This window comes from Prevotella histicola, from assembly GCF_055385135.1.
The window spans coordinates 290939-310318 of sequence record NZ_AP043794.1 but is presented as its reverse complement, the minus strand read 5'-3'; the positions used below and the strand labels follow the sequence as shown (position 1 = coordinate 310318).

Genomic DNA, 19380 nt, shown 5'->3' with positions numbered 1-19380 from the left:
ACCCTACATATGAAAATGAAAAGTAAATATATAGCATGGGCAATTGCTCCCATTTTCCTAATAGGTTGTTCCGATTATTTGGAGACTCCACCCTCTGTTGACTACGGAGAGAATGAAGTTTTCGCTACCCGTGCTGATGCAGAGAAGCTCTTGACGACGCTTTATGCAGAGGGAATGCCTTACGGATTCTGTATGAGTAGTAGCAATACTGACCGTCGTTTGTTGTCGTCTTCTACGTTGGCTTCAGCCTGTGATGAGGGAGAAGACGTAGCAACATGGGCTATGGGCAATGCCGCATGGAATGCAGGAAACCATACAAACACCAATTTCCCATGGGATGAAGACTGTCGGTTCTATTTGAGAAACCATACTATGCGTGTTGCAAACCTTATCTTAAAGCGTATTCATGAGGTACCTTTTGATGAGGGAGACCCTGATTTCAACAAGCGTACGACGGGTGAAGCTTACTTCATGAGAGCCATGTTGTTGTGGGAAGGAGTCTATCGTTATGGTGGTATGCCTATCGTTAGAGATGTCATTGACCCTACTGACTTCTCACAACGTCCAAGGAACAGCTTCTCAGATTGCATTGACTCAATCCTTATTGATTGTGATCGTGCAACACAATATCTGCCAGATTACTATACCGATAATGCGAAGTTAGGACGTGCAACACGTATAGCAGCCTTGGCTTTAAAGGCAAGAGTATTGCTCTATGCAGCCAGTCCGTTGTTCAATACCAGTACTCCGTATATGTCATTCCCAGGTCATGAGAATCTTATTGGGTATGGGAATTATGACAGAGAACGGTGGAAGAAGGCAGCTGATGCAGCCAAAGCAGCCATTGATGCAGCGTTAGCTTCAGGGCATTATAAGATTCATAACACAGGAAACCCTGATAAAGATTATGAAGATGTATGGACAATACCTGATAATGAGGAAATCATTTTGGGGAATATGAAGTACCGAAACTTCAAGACAACCAGCCGTCCGTTGGTTGCTAACCTCCCTACTTGGGCTATGAATAAGGCATGGGGTGATGCTGGATTATACGTCACTTTCAACTTCGTTCAGCACTATGAGAAGCGCGCCGATGGGCAGCCTGCAGACTGGAACATGAATGGTGGGGATAATCTCATTGATATTTACAACAGTCTTGATCCACGTTTTAAGCAGACAGTAGCTTACCATAGCAGCAGTTGGAACGATGAGATTCCGTTTATAAACTTCCTTGATGGTGGGTCAGAGAAGTCTGCTATGGACCGTACTTGTCACTTACTTCACAAGTGGGTTCCACGTGCTTTGCATGTCAATGGTAGCAATACCGCTAATGTTCAATGGCCCGTTTTCCGTTTAGCAGAGCTCTATCTTAATTATGCAGAGGCGTTGAATGAGTATGAGAGTGCTCCTCCTCAGGCAGCTTATGATGCTGTAAATACCATTCGTTCACGTGCTGGTATGCCAGATTTCCCTGCAAATATGACACAAGAAGCATTCCGTAAGAAGCTGCGTAATGAGCGTTCTGTGGAGTTAGCATTTGAAGATCATCGTTTCTGGGACATCAGAAGATGGCGTATTGCAGGTGATGAAGGAGTGATGAAGGGTAAGTTCTATGGCTTAAGAATTCGTTCAACAGATGGTAATAAGACGCATATCCATTACGAACCGTATGTCTTTGAGCATCGTTTCTGGAATGATAACTGTTACTTATATGCTATTGATCAGAAGGAAGTCAACAAGGGTTATCTTATCCAAAACCCTGGATGGTAGTATCAAGTAAACCTTAATGTAAAACAACAGAACAATGAAATATAGATATTCTATTTTTATTTGTGCACTCATGCAGCTATGTGCGCCTGTGAAAGCACAAACTGTCTCAGACACAACAGAGACCCATATAGCCTATGGAAAGCAACCTACTTGGGCACAATCCGCAGCAATATCTACGGTAAAGGGTGAACGTCTCATGGATATTACGTCACCAACAGTGGGTAATTCCTTAAAGGGAATGCTTCCAGGACTGTCTATTTTGCAGAAGTCAGGAGAGCCCGGTTATGACTTCTATATGGAGAATATGTTTACGAGAGGTGTCAGTTCTTTCAATGGAAACCAGCAGATGTTGGTCTTTATTGATGGCTTTGAGGCACCATTAGATAACCTTTCCTCAGAAGAAATAGAGTCAGTGTCCCTCTTAAAAGATGCTGCAGCCTTGGCACTTTACGGCTCAAGAGGAGCTAATGGGGTATTGCTGATCACAACAAAGAAGGGATTTCATTCCTCTCCTAAGATAGGTTTCCGCATACAAACGGGGCTTCAGATGCCAACAATCATGGACACCCCAATGGATTCTTATCAGTATGCGAGCTTGTATAATCAGGCACTTATCAATGATGGAAAGGCTCCTATATATTCTTCAGATGCACTTGCAGCTTATCAGTCGGGTACGAATGGATACCTCTATCCAAACGTAAATTGGAAGAAACAACTGTATAAGAACACCGCTCCATTGACGATGGGAGAGCTATCCTTCCGTGGTGGAGGTGGTGGTCTGAACTATTATGTGATGGCAGGACTGATGCAGAACGGAGGAATCTACCGTGGTACAGACTCTAAAGCACGTGAGAATGCCAATGTTGATTACGCACGTTACAACTTCAGAGCTAACTTAGATGTAGACATCACACGCTATTTCCGTGCGTCATTGTACTCTGCAGTCAGCTTTGCAGAGCGTACAACACCCGGCGGTGGTGGTGCTGGTGACTATCTAAACTCCATCTGGACCACGCCACCTAATGCTTTTCCTATTTACAATCCGAATGGAAGTATAGGCGGAACATCCCTCTACACCAATCCTGTTGCAAACCTCTTGAACCGTGGATTGTATAAAGAGAACTCTCGTTTTGTACAAGTTATCTTTGGACTTCAGTATGATTTCAGTGCCCTTGTACGTGGCTTGAGTGCCAAGGTTATGTTCGGTTATCACAATTTTATGGCTGAAACATCTCCTAAGACAAGGAATTATGCACGGTATTCTCTTACACAAACGGGTGTAGATGCAGACAATAATCCTGTTTATAGCTACACACAATATGGTTCAGATGCTGCTTTGACCTCAACAGAAGGGTTTAGAACCAGTGATTCAAGAATTGATTTACAGGCACAGATTGACTATCAACGCCGCTTTGGTAAGCATGGTTTACATGCTATGTTCATGATGGCAAACGACCGTTATCAAGTATATAACGTGCGCAATGATGAATGTTATGTGAACTTTGCAGGCCGTTTAACCTATGACTTTGATAAGAGATATATAGCTGAATTGGTAGCTTCCTATATGGGAACAGATAACTATGCACGTGGAAATCGTTTTGGTTTCTTCCCTGCATTGTCGGCTGCTTGGGTTGTAAGCAATGAGTCTTTTATGAAGTCATTGGCTTGGGTTGATGCTTTGAAGGTTCGTGCTTCTTATGGTATAACAGGTAATAATCAAACCTCAGCGCGGTATATTTATAATGAGACATATGGTAATAGCGGGAGTTATCTCTTCGGAACTGGTAGCTCACAGTCCGCTGGTTTCACAGAAAAGACCTTGGCTAACCCTTCCGTTTCATGGGAGAAGAAGCGCATTTTCAATGTAGGAATTGATGCAACCTTATATAAAAACCTATCTATAAACTTTGATATCTTCAATGAAGAGCAATCTGGAATCCTTGCACTTCCTTATTCTCGCATACTCGGTATAGTAGGTGCTTCCTATGGAAACATTCTGCCTTTGATGAATATTGGTAAGGTTTCGAATCATGGTTTTGAGTTCAAAGTACGCTACGAAGGAAAGATTCACGATAAGATCTCTTACTTTGCTGAGGCTGGAACATGGTATGCTATGAGCAAAGTAAAGGAACAAGGGGAGGACGTTCAGGCTGAAAGTTATCTCTATAAGAAAGGTAATCCTGTGTGGAAACCTATCGTTTTAGAGGCAGAAGGTTTCTATAGCGTTGATGATTTTGACAGTAATGGTAAGTTGAAAGCTAATCTTCCACAGCCTCAGTTTGGGCATGTTGCACCTGGAGACATTAAGTACAAGGACTATAATGGAGACAAGATTGTCAATGAGAATGATGCACATCCCGTTGGCAATGCTACTGTTCCTGCATGGAATTATATGTTCAGCGGTGGTTTAAAGTACAAAGGATTCGATTTAAGTGTACTGTTCCAAGGTGTTGCACAACGTGATATCTATTTGCGTGGAGCAAGTGTCTACTCTTTCCAAAACAATGGTACGGCATCCAATCTGGCGCTTGACAGCTGGACAACTACCAATCCTAATGCCTCTTACCCAAGACTTTCTACAGTCGATTTCAGTAATAACTATCGTTCTTCTACCTTCTGGAGAAGGAACGGAAGCTTCCTTAGACTGCGTAATATACAAGTGGGATATGAGCTTTCAGATGCCGTTTCACATGCATTACGCCTAAGTAAGGTTTATTTCTATGTGAATGCAACCAACTTATTCACGCTTGATCACCTTGGAAAGTTAGGTGATGCCGAGCAAGATAACATCTTAAGCTACCCGCTAATGCGTACTGTTAGCGTGGGATTAAGGCTTGCATTCTAATTATTTTAACTAAGAATTTTATCTTATGAACACAAAGTTTTTCAGATACGTTTTCGTCTCCATGGCAGTTGGTAGTGCCTTTACTCTCTGCTCATGCAATGACTTTTTGGATCGTGAAGAGGATTCCTTTATCGACAAGACAGCAACGTTCGATTCCTACAATCGTACCAAGCAATACCTTACGTATGCTTATTCACTACTCCCAGAAGGGCTGAACCGCTTCTCGGGTGGTGCTTTATTGGGTGCTGCCACTGATGATGCTTGTTTTGCAATAGAGTCTTCCAACATCCAACAGTTCAATAATGGCTCATGGAATGCCTTAAGTAATCCTGATAATGTATGGGATCGTTACTTCGCAGGTATAGCAAAGTGTTGCACATTATTGGAGAATTCCAATCATATTAATCTTGATATCTCACGGTTAGACCCAGCAAAACGGGTGGAATATGAGAATAATTTGAAGGATATACGTATGTGGCGTGCTGAGGCACACTTCCTCCGTGCCTACTTCAATTTCGAATTATTGAAACGTTACGGACCTATTCCTATCATCAAATCGACATTAGATATCAATAAAGATTACAGTGATACACCACGTCCAACGATGAAAGAAGTAGTGGAGTTCATTGCCAATGACTGTGACATAGCTGCTGATTCATTAGAGTTGACACCATGGCGTAACATGAATGATGCCTTTGGACGTGCAACGAAAGGAGCTGCTTTGGCTTTGAAGAGTCGTCTGTTGCTTTATGCAGCCAGTCCTCTTTATGTTGATTTTGGTGATATAGACGAGGCTAACAAGCCTTCGGATGCTACTTTGTGGAAGGCTGCTGCCGATGCTGCTAAGGCTGTAATAGACCTCAATCAATACGAGTTAGCACCAGCTTACGATGACCTTTTTAAGAATGATTTCCAGAATAAAGAGTATATATTCGTACGGCGTTACCCTTCCAATTCAGACTTTGAAAAGAGCAATTTCCCTATAAGCTATGGCGGAAAGGGCGGTACTAACCCTTCTCAAAACCTAATAGACGATTATGAAATGCTTGATGGAACAGCCTTTGATTGGAGTGATCCTGTTAAAGCTGCACACCCTTTTGAGAACAGAGATGAGCGTTTGTTAGCAACGGTATTGATGAATGGTGTCTTGTTTAAGGGCAAAAGGATTGCTACTTATCCAGGGGGTGCCGATGCAATGCCCAACCCTAATGCAACAAAAACGGGTTATTACTTGCGCAAATTCCTCAATGAGAACGTCAATATCCAGACGGGTGGAGGAAGCGATGGGCATGTTGTACCATTGTTCCGTTTGGCTGAAATCTACTTAAACTATGCAGAAGCGCTCAATGAATATGACCCAACGAACCCTGACATTGCCGTCTATCTGAACAAGATTCGCGAACGTGTGTCATTGCCTGATGTCCCTTCTGGACTCACACAGGAGCAGATGCGCACGTTGATTCACCATGAGCGTCGTGTGGAACTGGCTTTTGAAGAGCATCGTTTCTGGGATGTTCGTCGGTGGAAGGTTGCCTCTTCAACCCTTGGAGCACCTGTTAAGGGCGTAAAGATAACGCAAGATGATGCTGGTAACTTTACTTATTCACCTGTTCAGGTAGAGCAAAGAGTATTTCAACCCAAGATGTATTGGTATCCTATACCACAGTCAGAGGTACTTAAGTTGCATCATTGGGAACAAAATAAAGGTTGGTAATAAAATCGGAAAGTCATGATAAGATTAAAGAATATAGTGGTGATGCTATCCGTGTTATGCGTGGTAGCCTGTACCGAAAACAACATAGCATATGATGAAGTGGTGAATGTTCCTGAAGGAATTTACCTCTCTGGGAGCTCTTCTGAATTCTCTGTACCCATTGAAACGGGTAGGTTGAAGTCTGGTTCTCATGCAAATATGTTTAGTATTCGTGCATGGTTGAAGAAGGAAGGACGCTTTCAGATATCATTTGTAGGGACTGACGGACAACCCGTTACCTATGGGAAGGGAACTGATATCTCACTCTCCAATGCTCATGCAACGGCTTTTAACCTGACAGAAGGGGGTGAAGGCTTCACTGTTCCTGCTGAAGGACTTTATCAGATCGTTGTTAATAAGGAGCGAAAGGAGCTTACGATCATTCCTGTTCAGTTTACTATGCAGGGTGAGAATGCACTTACAACGGAGGGAAGTACCACTGTTGGCTTGAGTAAGGTTACTTATGACCGCCTCACGCATGTGGTAACTTGGAGCAATGAGGACTCTACACAGCAGTTGTTACCGGGCAGATATGTGTTCAATATGAATGATGGAGCGCCGCTTTATCTGCGTGATAGTGAGAGCGAACAGGACACAGTGTCTGCTGTTTACACCGGAACTGCCTTGGCAGAACGTACCAATCAGCTGACAGCAGACTATCAGCCACTCACTAACCAGTCGGATGTGAAGCTTAAATTCCCACTGAAAGGACAATACAGTGTTCAGATAAAATATAGTGTTTTGACGGATAAGTTCGAGGCGCGTATGGGTGGTAAGGGTGTTGAAGTGACGGGATTCCCTGACGATCTCTACATGGGAGGAAGTAACTTTGGCGCATGGAACACTGCCAATATTGTGCAGATGGCTCCTGTAGGTGCTGTTGGGAATGGTGAATTCTGGCGACTATGTTATCTGCAGGCTGGACAAACTGTTGAGTGGGCAATGGCAAAAGACGGTTCACAAGCGTTCTCTTCATTGCAGACAATGCAGGGTGTTACCGTGAATAGTGACGGAAAAGCCACTGTTAATACTTCTGGACTCTATCTTGTTTATGTGAACTTGGACCGTAAACTCATTGCTTTTGAGACTCCGAAGGTATATGCTTCAGGAACGGCATTGGGAGATAATGAGCAGCCTGTGACCGTCAATGGGGAGAACTTATCAGTGGAAACAACTGAGACAGGTAAGCTGAATCTCTTTGCAACTTCCAATAACAATGCCCGTAATTGGACAACGATGCAGTTCTCAATACGCAATGGAAAGATTGTCTACCCTGGTACATCGGTTGATAATATGCCGGCATTACCTGTCACCAAGGGTACTACCGTGCGGATGAACATGGCAAATAACACGGCTGATTTCGGTGGTACTACGCCAGAGAACCTTATCCCTGAGGGCGTTCCTCAGCTTTACATGACAGGCAATAGCTTTGGAAACTGGGATTGGAATGCTGCTTCTGTTGTCTCAATGGAGAATGGATATGCTGGTAATTCCCGTTGGTTCTACATCTCTTATATACCTGGTGGAGAGGCTTTAGAGTTCTCTACTGACAAGGCATATGGTAAGGGTAACTTTGCTAAATTGAAGAAAGCGGAGGGTTATCAGGTGGTAAACGATAGGGCTGTCGTGGCTGATAATGGTATATACCTTATATATGTAGGCTTAGATTCTCGTGAAATTGACATCCAGCCGTTGAGCCTTTCGGGCGATTGTGGTGGTGCTTCAGTAGAGTTTACGACGAATCCTGACGGTCGGACGATGTCTGCAACGCTTGCAAAGGGCGGTAGAATGAGAATCTATCCAAACATCCCTGCTTTCCAGAACGTTAAGAAGTTCGGTTCTTGGAAGCGTGAGGTATATATTGATCCAGAGACAGGTGCCTTCCTATATCGTAAGAATGGCGAGGGTGAACCTAATAAAGACTATGTCTGGAAGGCTGGAACCAAGATAACAATCGACTTCGTTACGAAGAAGGCTACAATCGAAGTACCCTAAAGAAGTTTGTATTTCATAGATAATATATAATTGATTTGTGTAACTCTTAGGTTTTGTCTCTAATATCATGTTGAAGCAATCTCTATCCGATAACCCCATCATAACATCTCGTTTTAGGGTGCTTGGGGTATTGGATAGAGTTGTAGAACCTCTGAGTGGGGCAGTGTTCCTACAGTCAGGGGCATGCTTTCTCATAGGAGATAGAGACAAATGGTTACTTGATGCATTACGTTGTATAGCTTTACAATAATCGTTTTGCGTACGAGATTGATTATAAGTATCTTACAAATCAGCATATAATGGAGAATAAGAGCCCGTCTTTCACAATGGTGCTAAGGCTTAGCACGTGTGGTGCTGGGGCTTCGCACATGTGGTGCTGATGCCCCGCACATGTGGAGCTAAGGCTTAGCACAATAGTACAGGTAGCCTTTATGCTTCTCCGAAGAGCAATGTTTACTCACTAATCATCCAATAATAACAATTCTATTAACGAATAATTCATAAGAACCTCTATTGAAAATGAAGACTTTTAGCAATCATTTCCAGCATTATATCTATCCTTTTCTGATGACCTTACTTTGTCTTCTGCCATTGTCAGGACAGTCAGCTGAACGTCATTTGTGGGATAATGGCTGGAGATTCTCTCTTTATCAGGATGACTCTCCACAGCAGATAACATTCGATGACAGCCATTGGCGATTATTAGATTTGCCACATGACTGGGCAATAGAAGGTGATTTCTATTGTCAGAACCCCTCTGGTGCTACTGGAGGTGCGCTACCTGGGGGTATAGGGTGGTATCGGAAGCATTTGGTTTTACAGGATAACGATGCCAAATCCCGTTACAGTATTCATCTGGATGGGGCTTATATGTGTACATCAGTCTATGTGAATGGCAAGCTTGTGGGGACACGTCCTTATGGTTTCATCAGCTTTAGCTATGACCTTACGCCCTTTCTTAACAAGCAAGGTGATAATGTTATTGCCGTGAAAGTTGACAATTCACAACAGCCTAACAGCCGTTGGTACACTGGATGTGGCATTTACAGACATGTATACTTGTCTAAATCATCCGATGTTCGCATAGCAGAATGGGGCGTACAGGCTATATCTGAGTTGAAAAAGGGTGTTGGGAACATCACAGTCAACACACAAATAGAGAATCCCGGTGGCTTAAATCGCCGCTTCGTAGTGCGTCAGAAGATATGGGATGCTAACCATCAGCTTGTTGCACAGACATCGAAAGGTGGTCAGACGGCTGCTTCGGGCACTCTCGTAAGTCAGCAAATGCGCATCAGCAAACCCCATCTGTGGTCGCTTTCTTCCCCTTATCTCTATAAGATGACAACCGAATTGATAGAGAATGGTAAGGTGTTGGATTGTGATACCACGACTATCGGTATACGAACGGTACACTTTGATGTGGCAAAAGGCTTCTTCTTGAATGGTGAAAACATCAAGATCAATGGCGTTTGTCTGCATGGTGACTTAGGATGTCTGGGCTCTGCAATCAATGAAGACGCCCTTCATCGGCAGGTTATCATGATGAAAGAGATGGGTGTCAATACCATCCGATGCTCTCATAATCCCCCTTCTCCTGAGCTTTTAAACCTCTGTGACAGTCTGGGAGTGCTCGTTATGGATGAGGCTTTTGACAGTTGGCTGCAGGGAAAGACGCCTTATGACTACTCATTATATTTCAAAACATGGTTTGAACGTGACTTACGTGATATGGTTTTACGTGACCGTAACCATCCTTCCATTGTCATTTGGAGTATTGGTAATGAGGTTTTGGAGCAGTGGAACAAGGTGGATAACAAGGGAATGGCATTGGAAGACGTGAATATCCTGCTCAATGACAATCGTAGCAAGGCTGCATTGACACAGGGGGACAAGCTCAATCTGAATGCAAAACTCACACAGGTGCTGGCTGCTATCGTACGTAGTTATGACCCAACGCGACCCATTACGGCAGGATGTAATGAGGTGTCGCCAGAGAATAACCTGTTTAAGAGTGGTGCTTTGGATGTGATTGGCTTCAATTATCATCAACAAAAGGTGAAGGATGTACCACAGAATTTCCCTGGAAAGCCCTTCATCATGACGGAAACAGTGTCTGCTTTACAAACACGTGGATACTATAAGATGCCAAGTGATTCGCTCTTCCGACTGCCAACAAAGAAGCGTCCGTTCACTGATCCCACCTTCCGTTGCTCATCATATGATAACTCTTGCGCTTATTGGGGGTCTACACATGAACAGACTTTGGATGTAGTTAAGCATACACCTTACTGTGCTGGACAGTTTATTTGGACTGGATTTGACTATATAGGAGAGCCAACTCCTTTCAATTTCCCTGCTCGAAGCAGTTATTTTGGCTTGGTTGACCTGGCTGGTTTCCCCAAAGATTCTTACTATTTGTACCAGAGTGAATGGACCAATAAGCCTGTGTTGCATGTCTTCCCGCACTGGAACTGGATAGAAGGTCAGCCTATTGACATGTGGTGTTACTATAATAAGGCGGATGAAGTGGAGCTCTTTTTGAATGGAAAATCACAGGGTGTACGCCGCAAACAGAATGATCATGAGTATCATGTAGCATGGCGTTTGAACTTCGAACCGGGTGAAGTACGTGTCGTTGCACGGAAGAATGGTAATGTAACGGCTGAGAAAATCATCAGAACAGCAGGTGCCCCTCACCACATTCGGTTGACTCCTGACCGTCAATTGATCAAGGCAAATGGACGCAGTCTGTCGTTTGTTACGGTGGAAGTGGTTGACAAAGATGGTAATTTATGTCCTTGGGCAGATAATAATATCATCTTCTCTTTGACGGGAGATGCCACGATTGCAGGTGTTGACAATGGTAGTCCTTTCTCTATGGAACGCTTTAAAGCCAGTGAGCGACATGCTTTCTATGGTAAATGTATGGTGGTAATACAGTCTGGTAAGACACCTTCAGACATTCAACTCACGGCAAAGGGTGTTGATTTACAGCCCCAGACTCTTCGTATAACATCTAAGTAAACATTCAATCTCAAGGTATATGAAACGTTGTATTATAGCTCTTTCCTTTGTCATGGGTAGCCTTTTGGTGGGTAATGCCCATGACATAACACCTGATTCTCCGCAGAAACCCGTGAAGAAGGCTGTGCGTTCATCAGATAAAGAGACGTTGTTTGTGAGGAATCTCATGAAGAAAATGACGTTAACAGAGAAGATAGGACAACTCTCACAGTATGTAGGAGGAGAGCTTCTGACGGGTCCTAAGAGTGGTTCTCTTACTGATTCGCTCTTCGAAAGGGGTATGGTTGGATCCATTTTGAATGTCGGTGGGGTTGATAATCTTCGGAAACTGCAGCAACGAAACATGCAGTTGTCACGGTTGAAGATTCCCGTTTTGTTTGCTTTCGACGTCATTCACGGTTACAAAACAATCTTCCCTACACCTCTGGCGGAGTCCTGTTCGTGGGATTTAGGGCTTATGTTTGAGACGGCAAAGGCTGCTGCTATAGAGGCATCTGCCTCTGGTATCCATTGGACTTTTGCCCCTATGGTGGACGTTGCACGTGATCCTCGATGGGGAAGGATCGTTGAAGGGGCAGGAGAAGACACCTATCTGGCAAGTAAAATAGCTGCTGCACGGGTGAAAGGGTTCCAATGGAACATAGGAGAACCTAACTCTGTGTATGCCTGTGCCAAGCATTTCGTAGCATATGGAGCACCACAGGCAGGACGTGACTACGCCCCTGTAGACCTTTCTTTATCTACCTTATCCGAGGTTTATCTCCCTCCTTTCAAGGCTTGTGTGGATGCTGGTGTGAAGACTTTCATGTCTGCTTTCAACAGTGTTAATGGTGTACCAGCTACTGGCAATCGGTGGTTGATGACCGATTTGTTGCGTCATCAGTGGGGATTCCAAGGCTTTGTAGTGAGTGATTGGAATGCAGTTCAGGAGTTAAAGGCACATGGTGTGGCTGAAACAGATGATGATGCAGCCCTCATGGCATTCAAGGCTGGGGTGGATATGAACATGACTGACGGTTTATATAACCGTTGTTTAGAGGCAGATGTGCGGAGTGGTAAGGTTGATTTACAAGCCATTGATGCTTCTGTTGAGCGCATCTTACGTGCTAAATATGCCTTAGGACTGTTCGAAGATCCCTATCGTTTCCTTGATAACAAGCGGGAACGACAGGTAGTTCGCTCTCAGTCAATGATTGATTTAGCCCGAAAAGCTGCAGTTTCTTCAATGGTTCTGTTGAAAAATGATAATGCCACGCTTCCTCTCTCCAAGCAAACAAAGCGTATTGCACTCATCGGTCCTCTGGCAAATAACCGTTCTGAGGTAATGGGTTCTTGGAAGGCAAGAGGGGAAGATGCCGATGTTGTGACTGTATTGGACGGTATAAAGAACAAGCTTGGTAGTAATGTCTCACTGCAATATGTGCAGGGTTGTGACTTCTTAGCTCCTTCTAAAGATGAGTTTTCATCAGCTTTTGAGGCAGCAAAGCAGAGTGATGTCATCATAGCAGTGGTGGGTGAGAAGGCTTTAATGAGTGGAGAATCACGCAGTAGGGCGATCCTTCGTCTGCCGGGACAGCAGGAAGCGTTGCTCGATACACTCCGAAAAGTAGGCAAACCACTTGTCGTTGTCCTCATGAGTGGGCGTCCTTTGTGTTTGGAAAAGGTAGATAAGCAGGCTGATGCATTGGTAGAAGCATGGTTCCCAGGTACTCAATGTGGCAACGCAGTGGCTGATATTCTCTTTGGTGATGCCGTCCCTTCCGGTAAGTTGACAGCCTCTTTCCCTCTTACGGAAGGACAGATTCCTAACTATTATAATTATAAACGCTCTGGCAGACCAGGTGATATGCCTTACAGTTCTACTGTTCGTCACATTGATGTTCCTAACAAAAACCTTTATCCTTTTGGTTATGGACTGAGTTATACGTCGTTCTCTTACGGTGAGATGCAATGTCCTCAGCAGTTTAATCCTGATGGTTCACTGCAGGTTTCAGTGGATGTCACCAATACGGGAAGCTATGATGGTGAGGAGATAGTCCAACTTTATGTTGCTGATAAGGTTGCTTCCATGGTTCGACCAGTAAAGGAATTGAAAGGATTTGAGAAGGTTTTTATCCCCAAAGGACAAACCAAGCATGTTGTCTTCACCGTCAATGTGCGTGATTTAGGGTTCTGGGATAACAACATGCAGTACATTGTTGAACCTGGAATGTTCGAAGTTATGGTGGGAAAAAACAGTGAAGAGCTGCAGAAAAAGGAGGTTCTGTGGAAGAAATAGCAGTGCTCTTGCTTCCTTAAAGTATTACTTCTACTATCTTTTAAAGACTAAAATACAATTTAAAAATAAAGATCAAAGTACATGAAACATTTATTGTTAGCATTAATGTTGCTGCTGTCTGTCAGCGTCAAGGGTATAGGTATCACCCACGGACCATGGATTTGCGATATGGATAGCACAAGTGTTACCATTGTTTGGGTAACAGATAAGCCCGGATTATCATGGGTTGAACTGGCTCCAGAAGGGTCGGATCATTTCTATGGAAAGGCTCGGACACGTTATTATGATATCTTTGAAGGGCGCAAAGTGCTTACAGATAGTGTGCATAAGGTGCATATTGAGGGGTTGAAACCTAACATAAAGTATCGTTATCGGGTGTTCACTCAGGAGGTAGCAGAGTGGCGTTACGATGATTGGGTGACGTTTGGTAAAGTGGCTTGTACCGATGTGTGGAGAGGTAAACCCTACGACTTCACGACTTTCCCTGCCCACCCTCGGGAGATAACTTTCTTGGTATTGAATGATATTCATGAACGTGCTCAGTTCATGAAGGAGCTATGTAAGAACATAGACTTCAATAAACTCGATTTCGTTTTGCTCAATGGTGACATGTCAAACCGCCTTAGAAGTCAGCAACACATGATGGAAGCTTACTTGGATACGTGTGTTCAGATGTTCGCTACACACACTCCTTTGTTCTTCAACCGTGGCAATCATGAGCTGAGAGGGCAGTTTGCGGATTATCTTTATCGGTATTTCCCAACACGAAACGGGAAGTATTACCGACTGCAACACGTGGCTGGCATCGACTTTTTGTTTATTGATTCGGGTGAAGACAAGCCTGATGAGGACATTGAATACAGTGGTATAGTGGCTTATGATCAGTATCGTGAAGAGCAGACAAAGTGGTTGCGCAGCCTTCGTGAGGAACATAAGATTGGTAAATATCCTTTAGTGGTATTCTCTCACATGCCTCCTACACTTGAGAACTGGCATGGTCCTTATCATATGCAGAAGACTTTCGTACCCGAATTGAACAAGATGAACGTCTCAGTGATGCTCTCTGCACACCTTCATGCCTTTGGTTTCCAGAAACCAAATGAGATCATTAACTTCCCGAACTTAGTCAATAGTAATAATACTTATCTGCTTTGTCACATTGCAAACGGTAAGATGGACGTTGATTATGTGGGACTGAATGGGAAAGATAAGAAGCATTTCACATTCCCATTAAAGTAAGAATTGCTTTCATACACTCTCTTCTTATATAATGTAAAGGGCTAAAACCTTCTTTTGGTTTTAGCCCTTTTTGTTGTATGATGCATTGTCTATGCCTGGGAAACGAAGTCTTTTCCCTTCTTCGTTTGCTGTTACTGTCAATGCTCTCAGTAGGTTTCTTAGGGTAAGGAACTTATGAATCAGCAGACAAAGACGGTCGTTACGGGAACAAAAGGAATGGTTTTACCTCGTATTATTCGCGCTTCATCTTGGGCAAATAGAGTGCAATGATACCTAAGAGGGGGAGTAAAGTGCTGACCTTAAATACAAAAAGAATACTTGTTTGGTCTGCTAACCAGCCGAAGAAAGAGCTACCAACACCACCAAGTCCGAACGAAAGACCATAGAAGATACCTGCTATCGTACCGATATGATTGGGCATTAAGTCGGTGGCATAGACGAGAATAGCTGAGAAAGCGGATGCAATGATGAGTCCGATGAGGGCTGAGAGGAGGATGGTACCCGCCAGACTACTGATGTAGGGGAGCATGATGGTGAAGGGGGCAGCACCGAAAATGGAAAACCATATCACATTCTTACGTCCGTAACGGTCACCAATCCATCCGCCAAGGAGCGTCCCGACAACCTCTGCAGCCAGGAAAACAAACAGACAAACCTGTGAATATTGAATGGAAATACCGAACTTCTCTATCAGGAAAAACGTGAAATAGCTGGTCATACTCTCTGTATAGAAGTTCTTAGAGAACATCAACACGAAGAGGATAAACACAAAACCATAGATCTGATAACGGCTGTAAGTCTTTGCTGTGGTCCATTGTGTCCGACTCTTCTTATGAACTTTCTTGGTCTGTTTGACGTGCCATTTTCCTATATATACCAGTATAATGGCTAAGAGAATGGCAATGAATGCAAACCAACGGACGCCACTTAGCCCCACAGGTATCACGATAAGGGCTGCAAACAGAGGACCTAACGCAAAGCCACCGTTGCCTCCTACCTGGAAAATACTCTGTGCTAATCCCTTCCTTCCGCCTGATGCTTGTTGTGCAACTTGCGAACCTTGAGGATGGAAAATGGAAGAGCCTAATCCGAAGAGGGATACCGACAGCAGGATGACATAGAAGCTATTGGCATAGGAAAGCATGAAGATACCGATAAGCGTGAATATCATACTCACAGGTAACTGCCACCAACTGTGATGCTTATCAGCGTATAATCCAACGAAAGGTTGAATGATTGAAGAGGTGATTTGTAGTACAAATGTGATGATACCTATCTGTAGAAAGCTTAGCCCGAATTCGTCTTTCAGCATAGGATAGATCGCAGGAAGCATTGAGTGCATGGTGTCATCTAAGAGGTGACAGAAGCTTACTGTGAGTAGAATCCCAAAGGCTGTCCGTTCTATGTTCTTGTTTTCTGTTTTGCTATTTATCTCCATCAGTCCTTTTTATTTTCGTCATGCAAAGTTATATCTTTTGATGATAATCAGCGAATTTCAGCCTGAATAATTCCGCACCGCTTACTGTCTCTTATCTCAATCGTAGAGGATGAGCAATGATGATGGGCATGACTGAAAACCTTATGGTGAGGAATTATGTGGTTAAGAAATATCAATACAAAATCAGAAACCGATTTTTCGTGATTTCAAAGATGATGCTTAAAAATCGCCTTTGTAACTTGTTGTGATGCAAGAGGTTATGAAGAGGGTTGTAAAAGGGCATCTTTTGGGTTGTAAAAGGGCACCTTTTACACATCAAAAGGGCATGTTTTGCAATGCAAAAGGGCGTCTTTTACATAGCAAAAGGGCATGTATTGTTTTGCGGTTATGAATCTTTCTTACAAAAGGGGGTGGTAAGGGGAGGTGCGAGAGCTTTTCTATGGGTTTGTTCTTGGTTGGTTATGGATATTCCTCTTGCTGCTGTTGAGGTTTTTAAAAGTGGTCTGTTTGTCAAGTGATGGGGGGATATTACTACTTGAGGGTGCATGCCATGACAGTTATTGCTTTGCCGTTTTGTTTTCGATTACACAAAGAAAGTGAGGGAGAATGTGGGGCGATACAGAATAAAAAGTATATCTTTGTGGCGTAAAGATGATTTCAGGAACGAAGAGTTAACCCGTCAGACGGAGAGCAGCAAGGCTTCCTCCGTCTTGCAGAACGGGTTATTTTCCTTTGTGATGAATGGTTATTAACAACAAAAGAAATACTAAAACAATGAACAAAAGCAAGAGTTGGATTCTATTGATGTTCTGTTTTCTGCTGACAGTATCAGCTTATGGACAGACGAGAAAGCCTGTTAAAAAGTCTGTAACAAGGACTGCAAGAGTTGCGAAACCCGTGAGGAAAGTGACGTCAACATCCACGAAGACGACAGCGACAACGGTTGCACCAGTCATGGAAAAGGATGTATGGACGGGAAAAACAGAAGTGACGATTCCAGGAAGTGTGGGAAAGCTGGCTGCTACACTGGAGGTTCCAGAGATGAAACAAGGGGCAAAGGTGCCTTTGGTCATTATCATGCACGGACTGGGAAGCGACAAGGATAACACGCTTTTCGCTGCTTTGGCTGACAGTTTACAGGAGAATGGTATCGCATCGTTGCGCTTCGACTTCAATTCGCACGGTAAAAGTGAGGGAAATATCGTTGATATGGACTTCAATAACCTGCAGGCTGATGCTGAAAAGGTACTGAATTATGCTCGTAAACTCGACTTTGTAAGTAGCATTTCGCTTGCCGGACACTCCATGGGAGGTGTCATTGCCTCAATGGTTGCAGGCAGAGAAGGGACGAACAAGATAAAGAGTGTTGTGCTCTTTGCCCCAGCTGTAGCCATTCAGGACGATGCTCAACGTGGCGAATTCTCTGGTTTCAAGTTCGATCCGAACAATATCCCAGCAACATTTGAGGTGATGGGACACACAATGGGTGGTAAATGGCTTAAGACTGCACAGACATTGAACATCCTCGAGACAGCCAAAGGCTATCAAGGAAAGCTGTATGTCATTCACGGAACGGAGGATCAGTTTGAACCATATGTCACCAGTAGTCTTTATCTTCGTGATAATCCCAATGGTAAGATCGTACTGTTGAAGGGCTTTGACCACTACTTCTCACAGAACGTTCTGCTCCCTGTCTCTGTTGCAACGAAGTTTTTTAAAGAGGTGTTGTTGGGACATTCCAGTAAATAAGACTGAAGATTCAGAAGGGATATGCAGGCGGAATGGTATAAAGGCATATTCCTTTTAATGACATTTCTCCTTATAAAATACGGTTGGATGCATCCGTATTGGCATGTAAGAAGATGTGATATACATAATGATATATTAAGAAAAAAGGTACAGGAGCGACACCTGTACCTTTTGTTTTTGTATATCATTAAAGAAGATATGTCATTAAAAGAAATATGTTCTTATGTCATTCTGTCTTCTGTTCTTTTGCATATCATTGGAAAAACATATCTTTATATCATTCTGTCTGTTATCCATTCTGTCTTACGCAAGGCGGATATGTCTCCAAATCCAGTCTGGTATATGTCTCCAAAGGAACGTAAGGATGCGCCAACGGGTATCGATGACACATACGTGACGGCGTTGTCTGATGGCTTTTATGATGCCTTTTGCCACATGTTCCGTAGTCATTAGCATTGGGAAGTGCGCGGTTCCAGAGAGTAGAGGAGTGTCAACAAAGCCCGGACGGATATCCGTAAACCTAATGTTATGGTGCTTAGTGAGCGATAATTGTTCCAAAGCCTGTAGGTAAGTGTTCTGCAAAGCCTTCGTAGCACTGTATGCTGGAGCAGGTCCAAGACCCTTTGTTCCAGCTATAGAAGTGATACAAGCGATGTGCCCACCACCGTGTTCTGCAAAGTAGCGATAGGCTTCGCCCACCATTCTTGTGAAGCCCGTGGCATTGGTTTCCATTGTTTTTATCTCCTTTTCTGGCTCAAGTGATGGGTTCTGCCATCCTATTCCCGCTACGTGAAGATAGATATCTATTCCGTCCATCTGTGTTATTAACGCTGAGAGAGAGGCATCTGCATGCTCCTCAGTCACATCTATCTGTGCCGTAAAGACCCGCTCCGGCGCACTGTTCTGTAGGGCGGTCAAGTTCTCAATGCGGCGTGCTGCCACTCCAACAGTCCATCCTTCGTTGATAAGTAGTCGTGCCACCTCGTGTCCGATACCACTGCTGGCACCCATGATGATTGCCTTTTTCATCTCAGTAGTTCCTTTGGTAACAGCTCGCTGAGGTTGTCTTCACGAATAATCTTTGGTGCTGCCTTGCCTGCAAGGACCATTATCTTCTTCCCGTTTCTGTAGATATGCAACTGTCGGGAGCGCACAACGGCTGTTAACTCTCCGTCCTTCTGCATTGCTTTCCACACGGGATAATACACTCCATCCTCCTCAAAAAGCTTCTTTTGGAGGTGTGAACACATGTTGGTTGTATCTATTTTCATCATAATTCTCTGCAA

The 19380-nt window shown here is 43.8% G+C and carries 11 protein-coding genes; 8 read left to right on the top strand and 3 right to left on the bottom strand.

Translation table 11 applies throughout. The annotated features are described in order from the left end of the window. The first annotated feature begins 9 nt into the window (after positions 1 to 9). The 7 genes from ACZ48L_RS10060 to ACZ48L_RS10030 all read left to right on the top strand — a co-directional run bounded on the left by ACZ48L_RS10060 (position 10) and on the right by ACZ48L_RS10030 (position 14907). Complete coding sequence (locus ACZ48L_RS10060) at positions 10 to 1770, top strand: RagB/SusD family nutrient uptake outer membrane protein (protein WP_025792667.1); 1761 nt, start codon at positions 10 to 12, stop codon at positions 1768 to 1770. 34 nt (positions 1771 to 1804) lie between these two features. Then, positions 1805 to 4615, top strand: a complete 2811-nt coding sequence (locus tag ACZ48L_RS10055; RefSeq protein WP_025792665.1) for a SusC/RagA family TonB-linked outer membrane protein — start codon at positions 1805 to 1807, stop codon at positions 4613 to 4615. A gap of 25 nt (positions 4616 to 4640) precedes the next feature. Next, positions 4641 to 6329, top strand: a complete 1689-nt coding sequence (locus ACZ48L_RS10050) for a RagB/SusD family nutrient uptake outer membrane protein (RefSeq protein WP_314694082.1) — start codon at positions 4641 to 4643, stop codon at positions 6327 to 6329. A gap of 15 nt (positions 6330 to 6344) precedes the next feature. Continuing rightward, positions 6345 to 8363, top strand: a complete 2019-nt coding sequence (locus ACZ48L_RS10045) for a cadherin repeat domain-containing protein (protein WP_314694083.1) — start codon at positions 6345 to 6347, stop codon at positions 8361 to 8363. A gap of 519 nt (positions 8364 to 8882) precedes the next feature. Beyond that, positions 8883 to 11390, top strand: coding sequence for a glycoside hydrolase family 2 TIM barrel-domain containing protein (locus ACZ48L_RS10040; protein ID WP_464722076.1), 2508 nt, complete (start codon positions 8883 to 8885; stop codon positions 11388 to 11390). A gap of 19 nt (positions 11391 to 11409) precedes the next feature. Continuing rightward, the gene (gene bglX / locus ACZ48L_RS10035; RefSeq protein ID WP_464722075.1) at positions 11410 to 13668 is read left to right on the top strand and encodes a beta-glucosidase BglX; all 2259 of its coding nucleotides are present in this window, start codon (positions 11410 to 11412) and stop codon (positions 13666 to 13668) included. An 81-nt stretch (positions 13669 to 13749) separates the two neighbouring features. Further along, a complete protein-coding gene (locus tag ACZ48L_RS10030) occupies positions 13750 to 14907 on the top strand; it encodes a purple acid phosphatase family protein (RefSeq protein ID WP_025792660.1) in 1158 nt (385 codons plus the stop codon). 232 nt (positions 14908 to 15139) lie between these two features. Here ACZ48L_RS10030 and ACZ48L_RS10025 read toward each other — a convergent pair whose 3' ends face one another. Further along, on the bottom strand, positions 15140 to 16345 hold the full coding sequence (locus tag ACZ48L_RS10025; protein WP_219445161.1) for an MFS transporter: 1206 nt from the start codon (positions 16343 to 16345) through the stop codon (positions 15140 to 15142). A gap of 774 nt (positions 16346 to 17119) precedes the next feature. Between ACZ48L_RS10025 and ACZ48L_RS10020 the strand changes: the two genes are divergently transcribed. Next, entirely contained in the window at positions 17120 to 18094 is a 975-nt protein-coding gene (locus ACZ48L_RS10020; protein ID WP_199897305.1) for an alpha/beta hydrolase, read from the top strand. A 303-nt stretch (positions 18095 to 18397) separates the two neighbouring features. On the opposite strand, the gene ACZ48L_RS10015 is transcribed toward ACZ48L_RS10020, so the two are convergent. Beyond that, complete coding sequence (locus ACZ48L_RS10015; RefSeq protein ID WP_025792656.1) at positions 18398 to 19123, bottom strand: SDR family NAD(P)-dependent oxidoreductase; 726 nt, start codon at positions 19121 to 19123, stop codon at positions 18398 to 18400. Beyond that, positions 19120 to 19365: a hypothetical protein gene (locus ACZ48L_RS10010; protein ID WP_025792654.1), complete on the bottom strand. Its 246-nt coding sequence runs from the start codon at positions 19363 to 19365 to the stop codon at positions 19120 to 19122. Before ACZ48L_RS10010 ends, ACZ48L_RS10015 begins: the two co-directional genes overlap by 4 nt. Between the last annotated feature and the right edge of the window lie 15 nt (positions 19366 to 19380).

Bases quoted from the DNA above. Each gene is read 5' to 3' on its own strand.
- ACZ48L_RS10060 (WP_025792667.1), top strand. From the start codon at position 10: ATGAAAATGAAAAGTAAATATATAGCATGGGCAATTGCTCCCATTTTC.
- ACZ48L_RS10030 (WP_025792660.1), top strand. From the start codon at position 13,750: ATGAAACATTTATTGTTAGCATTAATGTTGCTGCTGTCTGTCAGCGTC.
- ACZ48L_RS10050 (WP_314694082.1), top strand. From the start codon at position 4,641: ATGAACACAAAGTTTTTCAGATACGTTTTCGTCTCCATGGCAGTTGGT.
- ACZ48L_RS10025 (WP_219445161.1), bottom strand. From the start codon at position 16,345: ATGGAGATAAATAGCAAAACAGAAAACAAGAACATAGAACGGACAGCC.
- ACZ48L_RS10015 (WP_025792656.1), bottom strand. From the start codon at position 19,123: ATGAAAAAGGCAATCATCATGGGTGCCAGCAGTGGTATCGGACACGAG.
- ACZ48L_RS10055 (WP_025792665.1), top strand. From the start codon at position 1,805: ATGAAATATAGATATTCTATTTTTATTTGTGCACTCATGCAGCTATGT.
- bglX (WP_464722075.1), top strand. From the start codon at position 11,410: ATGAAACGTTGTATTATAGCTCTTTCCTTTGTCATGGGTAGCCTTTTG.
- ACZ48L_RS10010 (WP_025792654.1), bottom strand. From the start codon at position 19,365: ATGAAAATAGATACAACCAACATGTGTTCACACCTCCAAAAGAAGCTT.
- ACZ48L_RS10040 (WP_464722076.1), top strand. From the start codon at position 8,883: ATGAAGACTTTTAGCAATCATTTCCAGCATTATATCTATCCTTTTCTG.
- ACZ48L_RS10045 (WP_314694083.1), top strand. From the start codon at position 6,345: ATGATAAGATTAAAGAATATAGTGGTGATGCTATCCGTGTTATGCGTG.
- ACZ48L_RS10020 (WP_199897305.1), top strand. From the start codon at position 17,120: ATGAACAAAAGCAAGAGTTGGATTCTATTGATGTTCTGTTTTCTGCTG.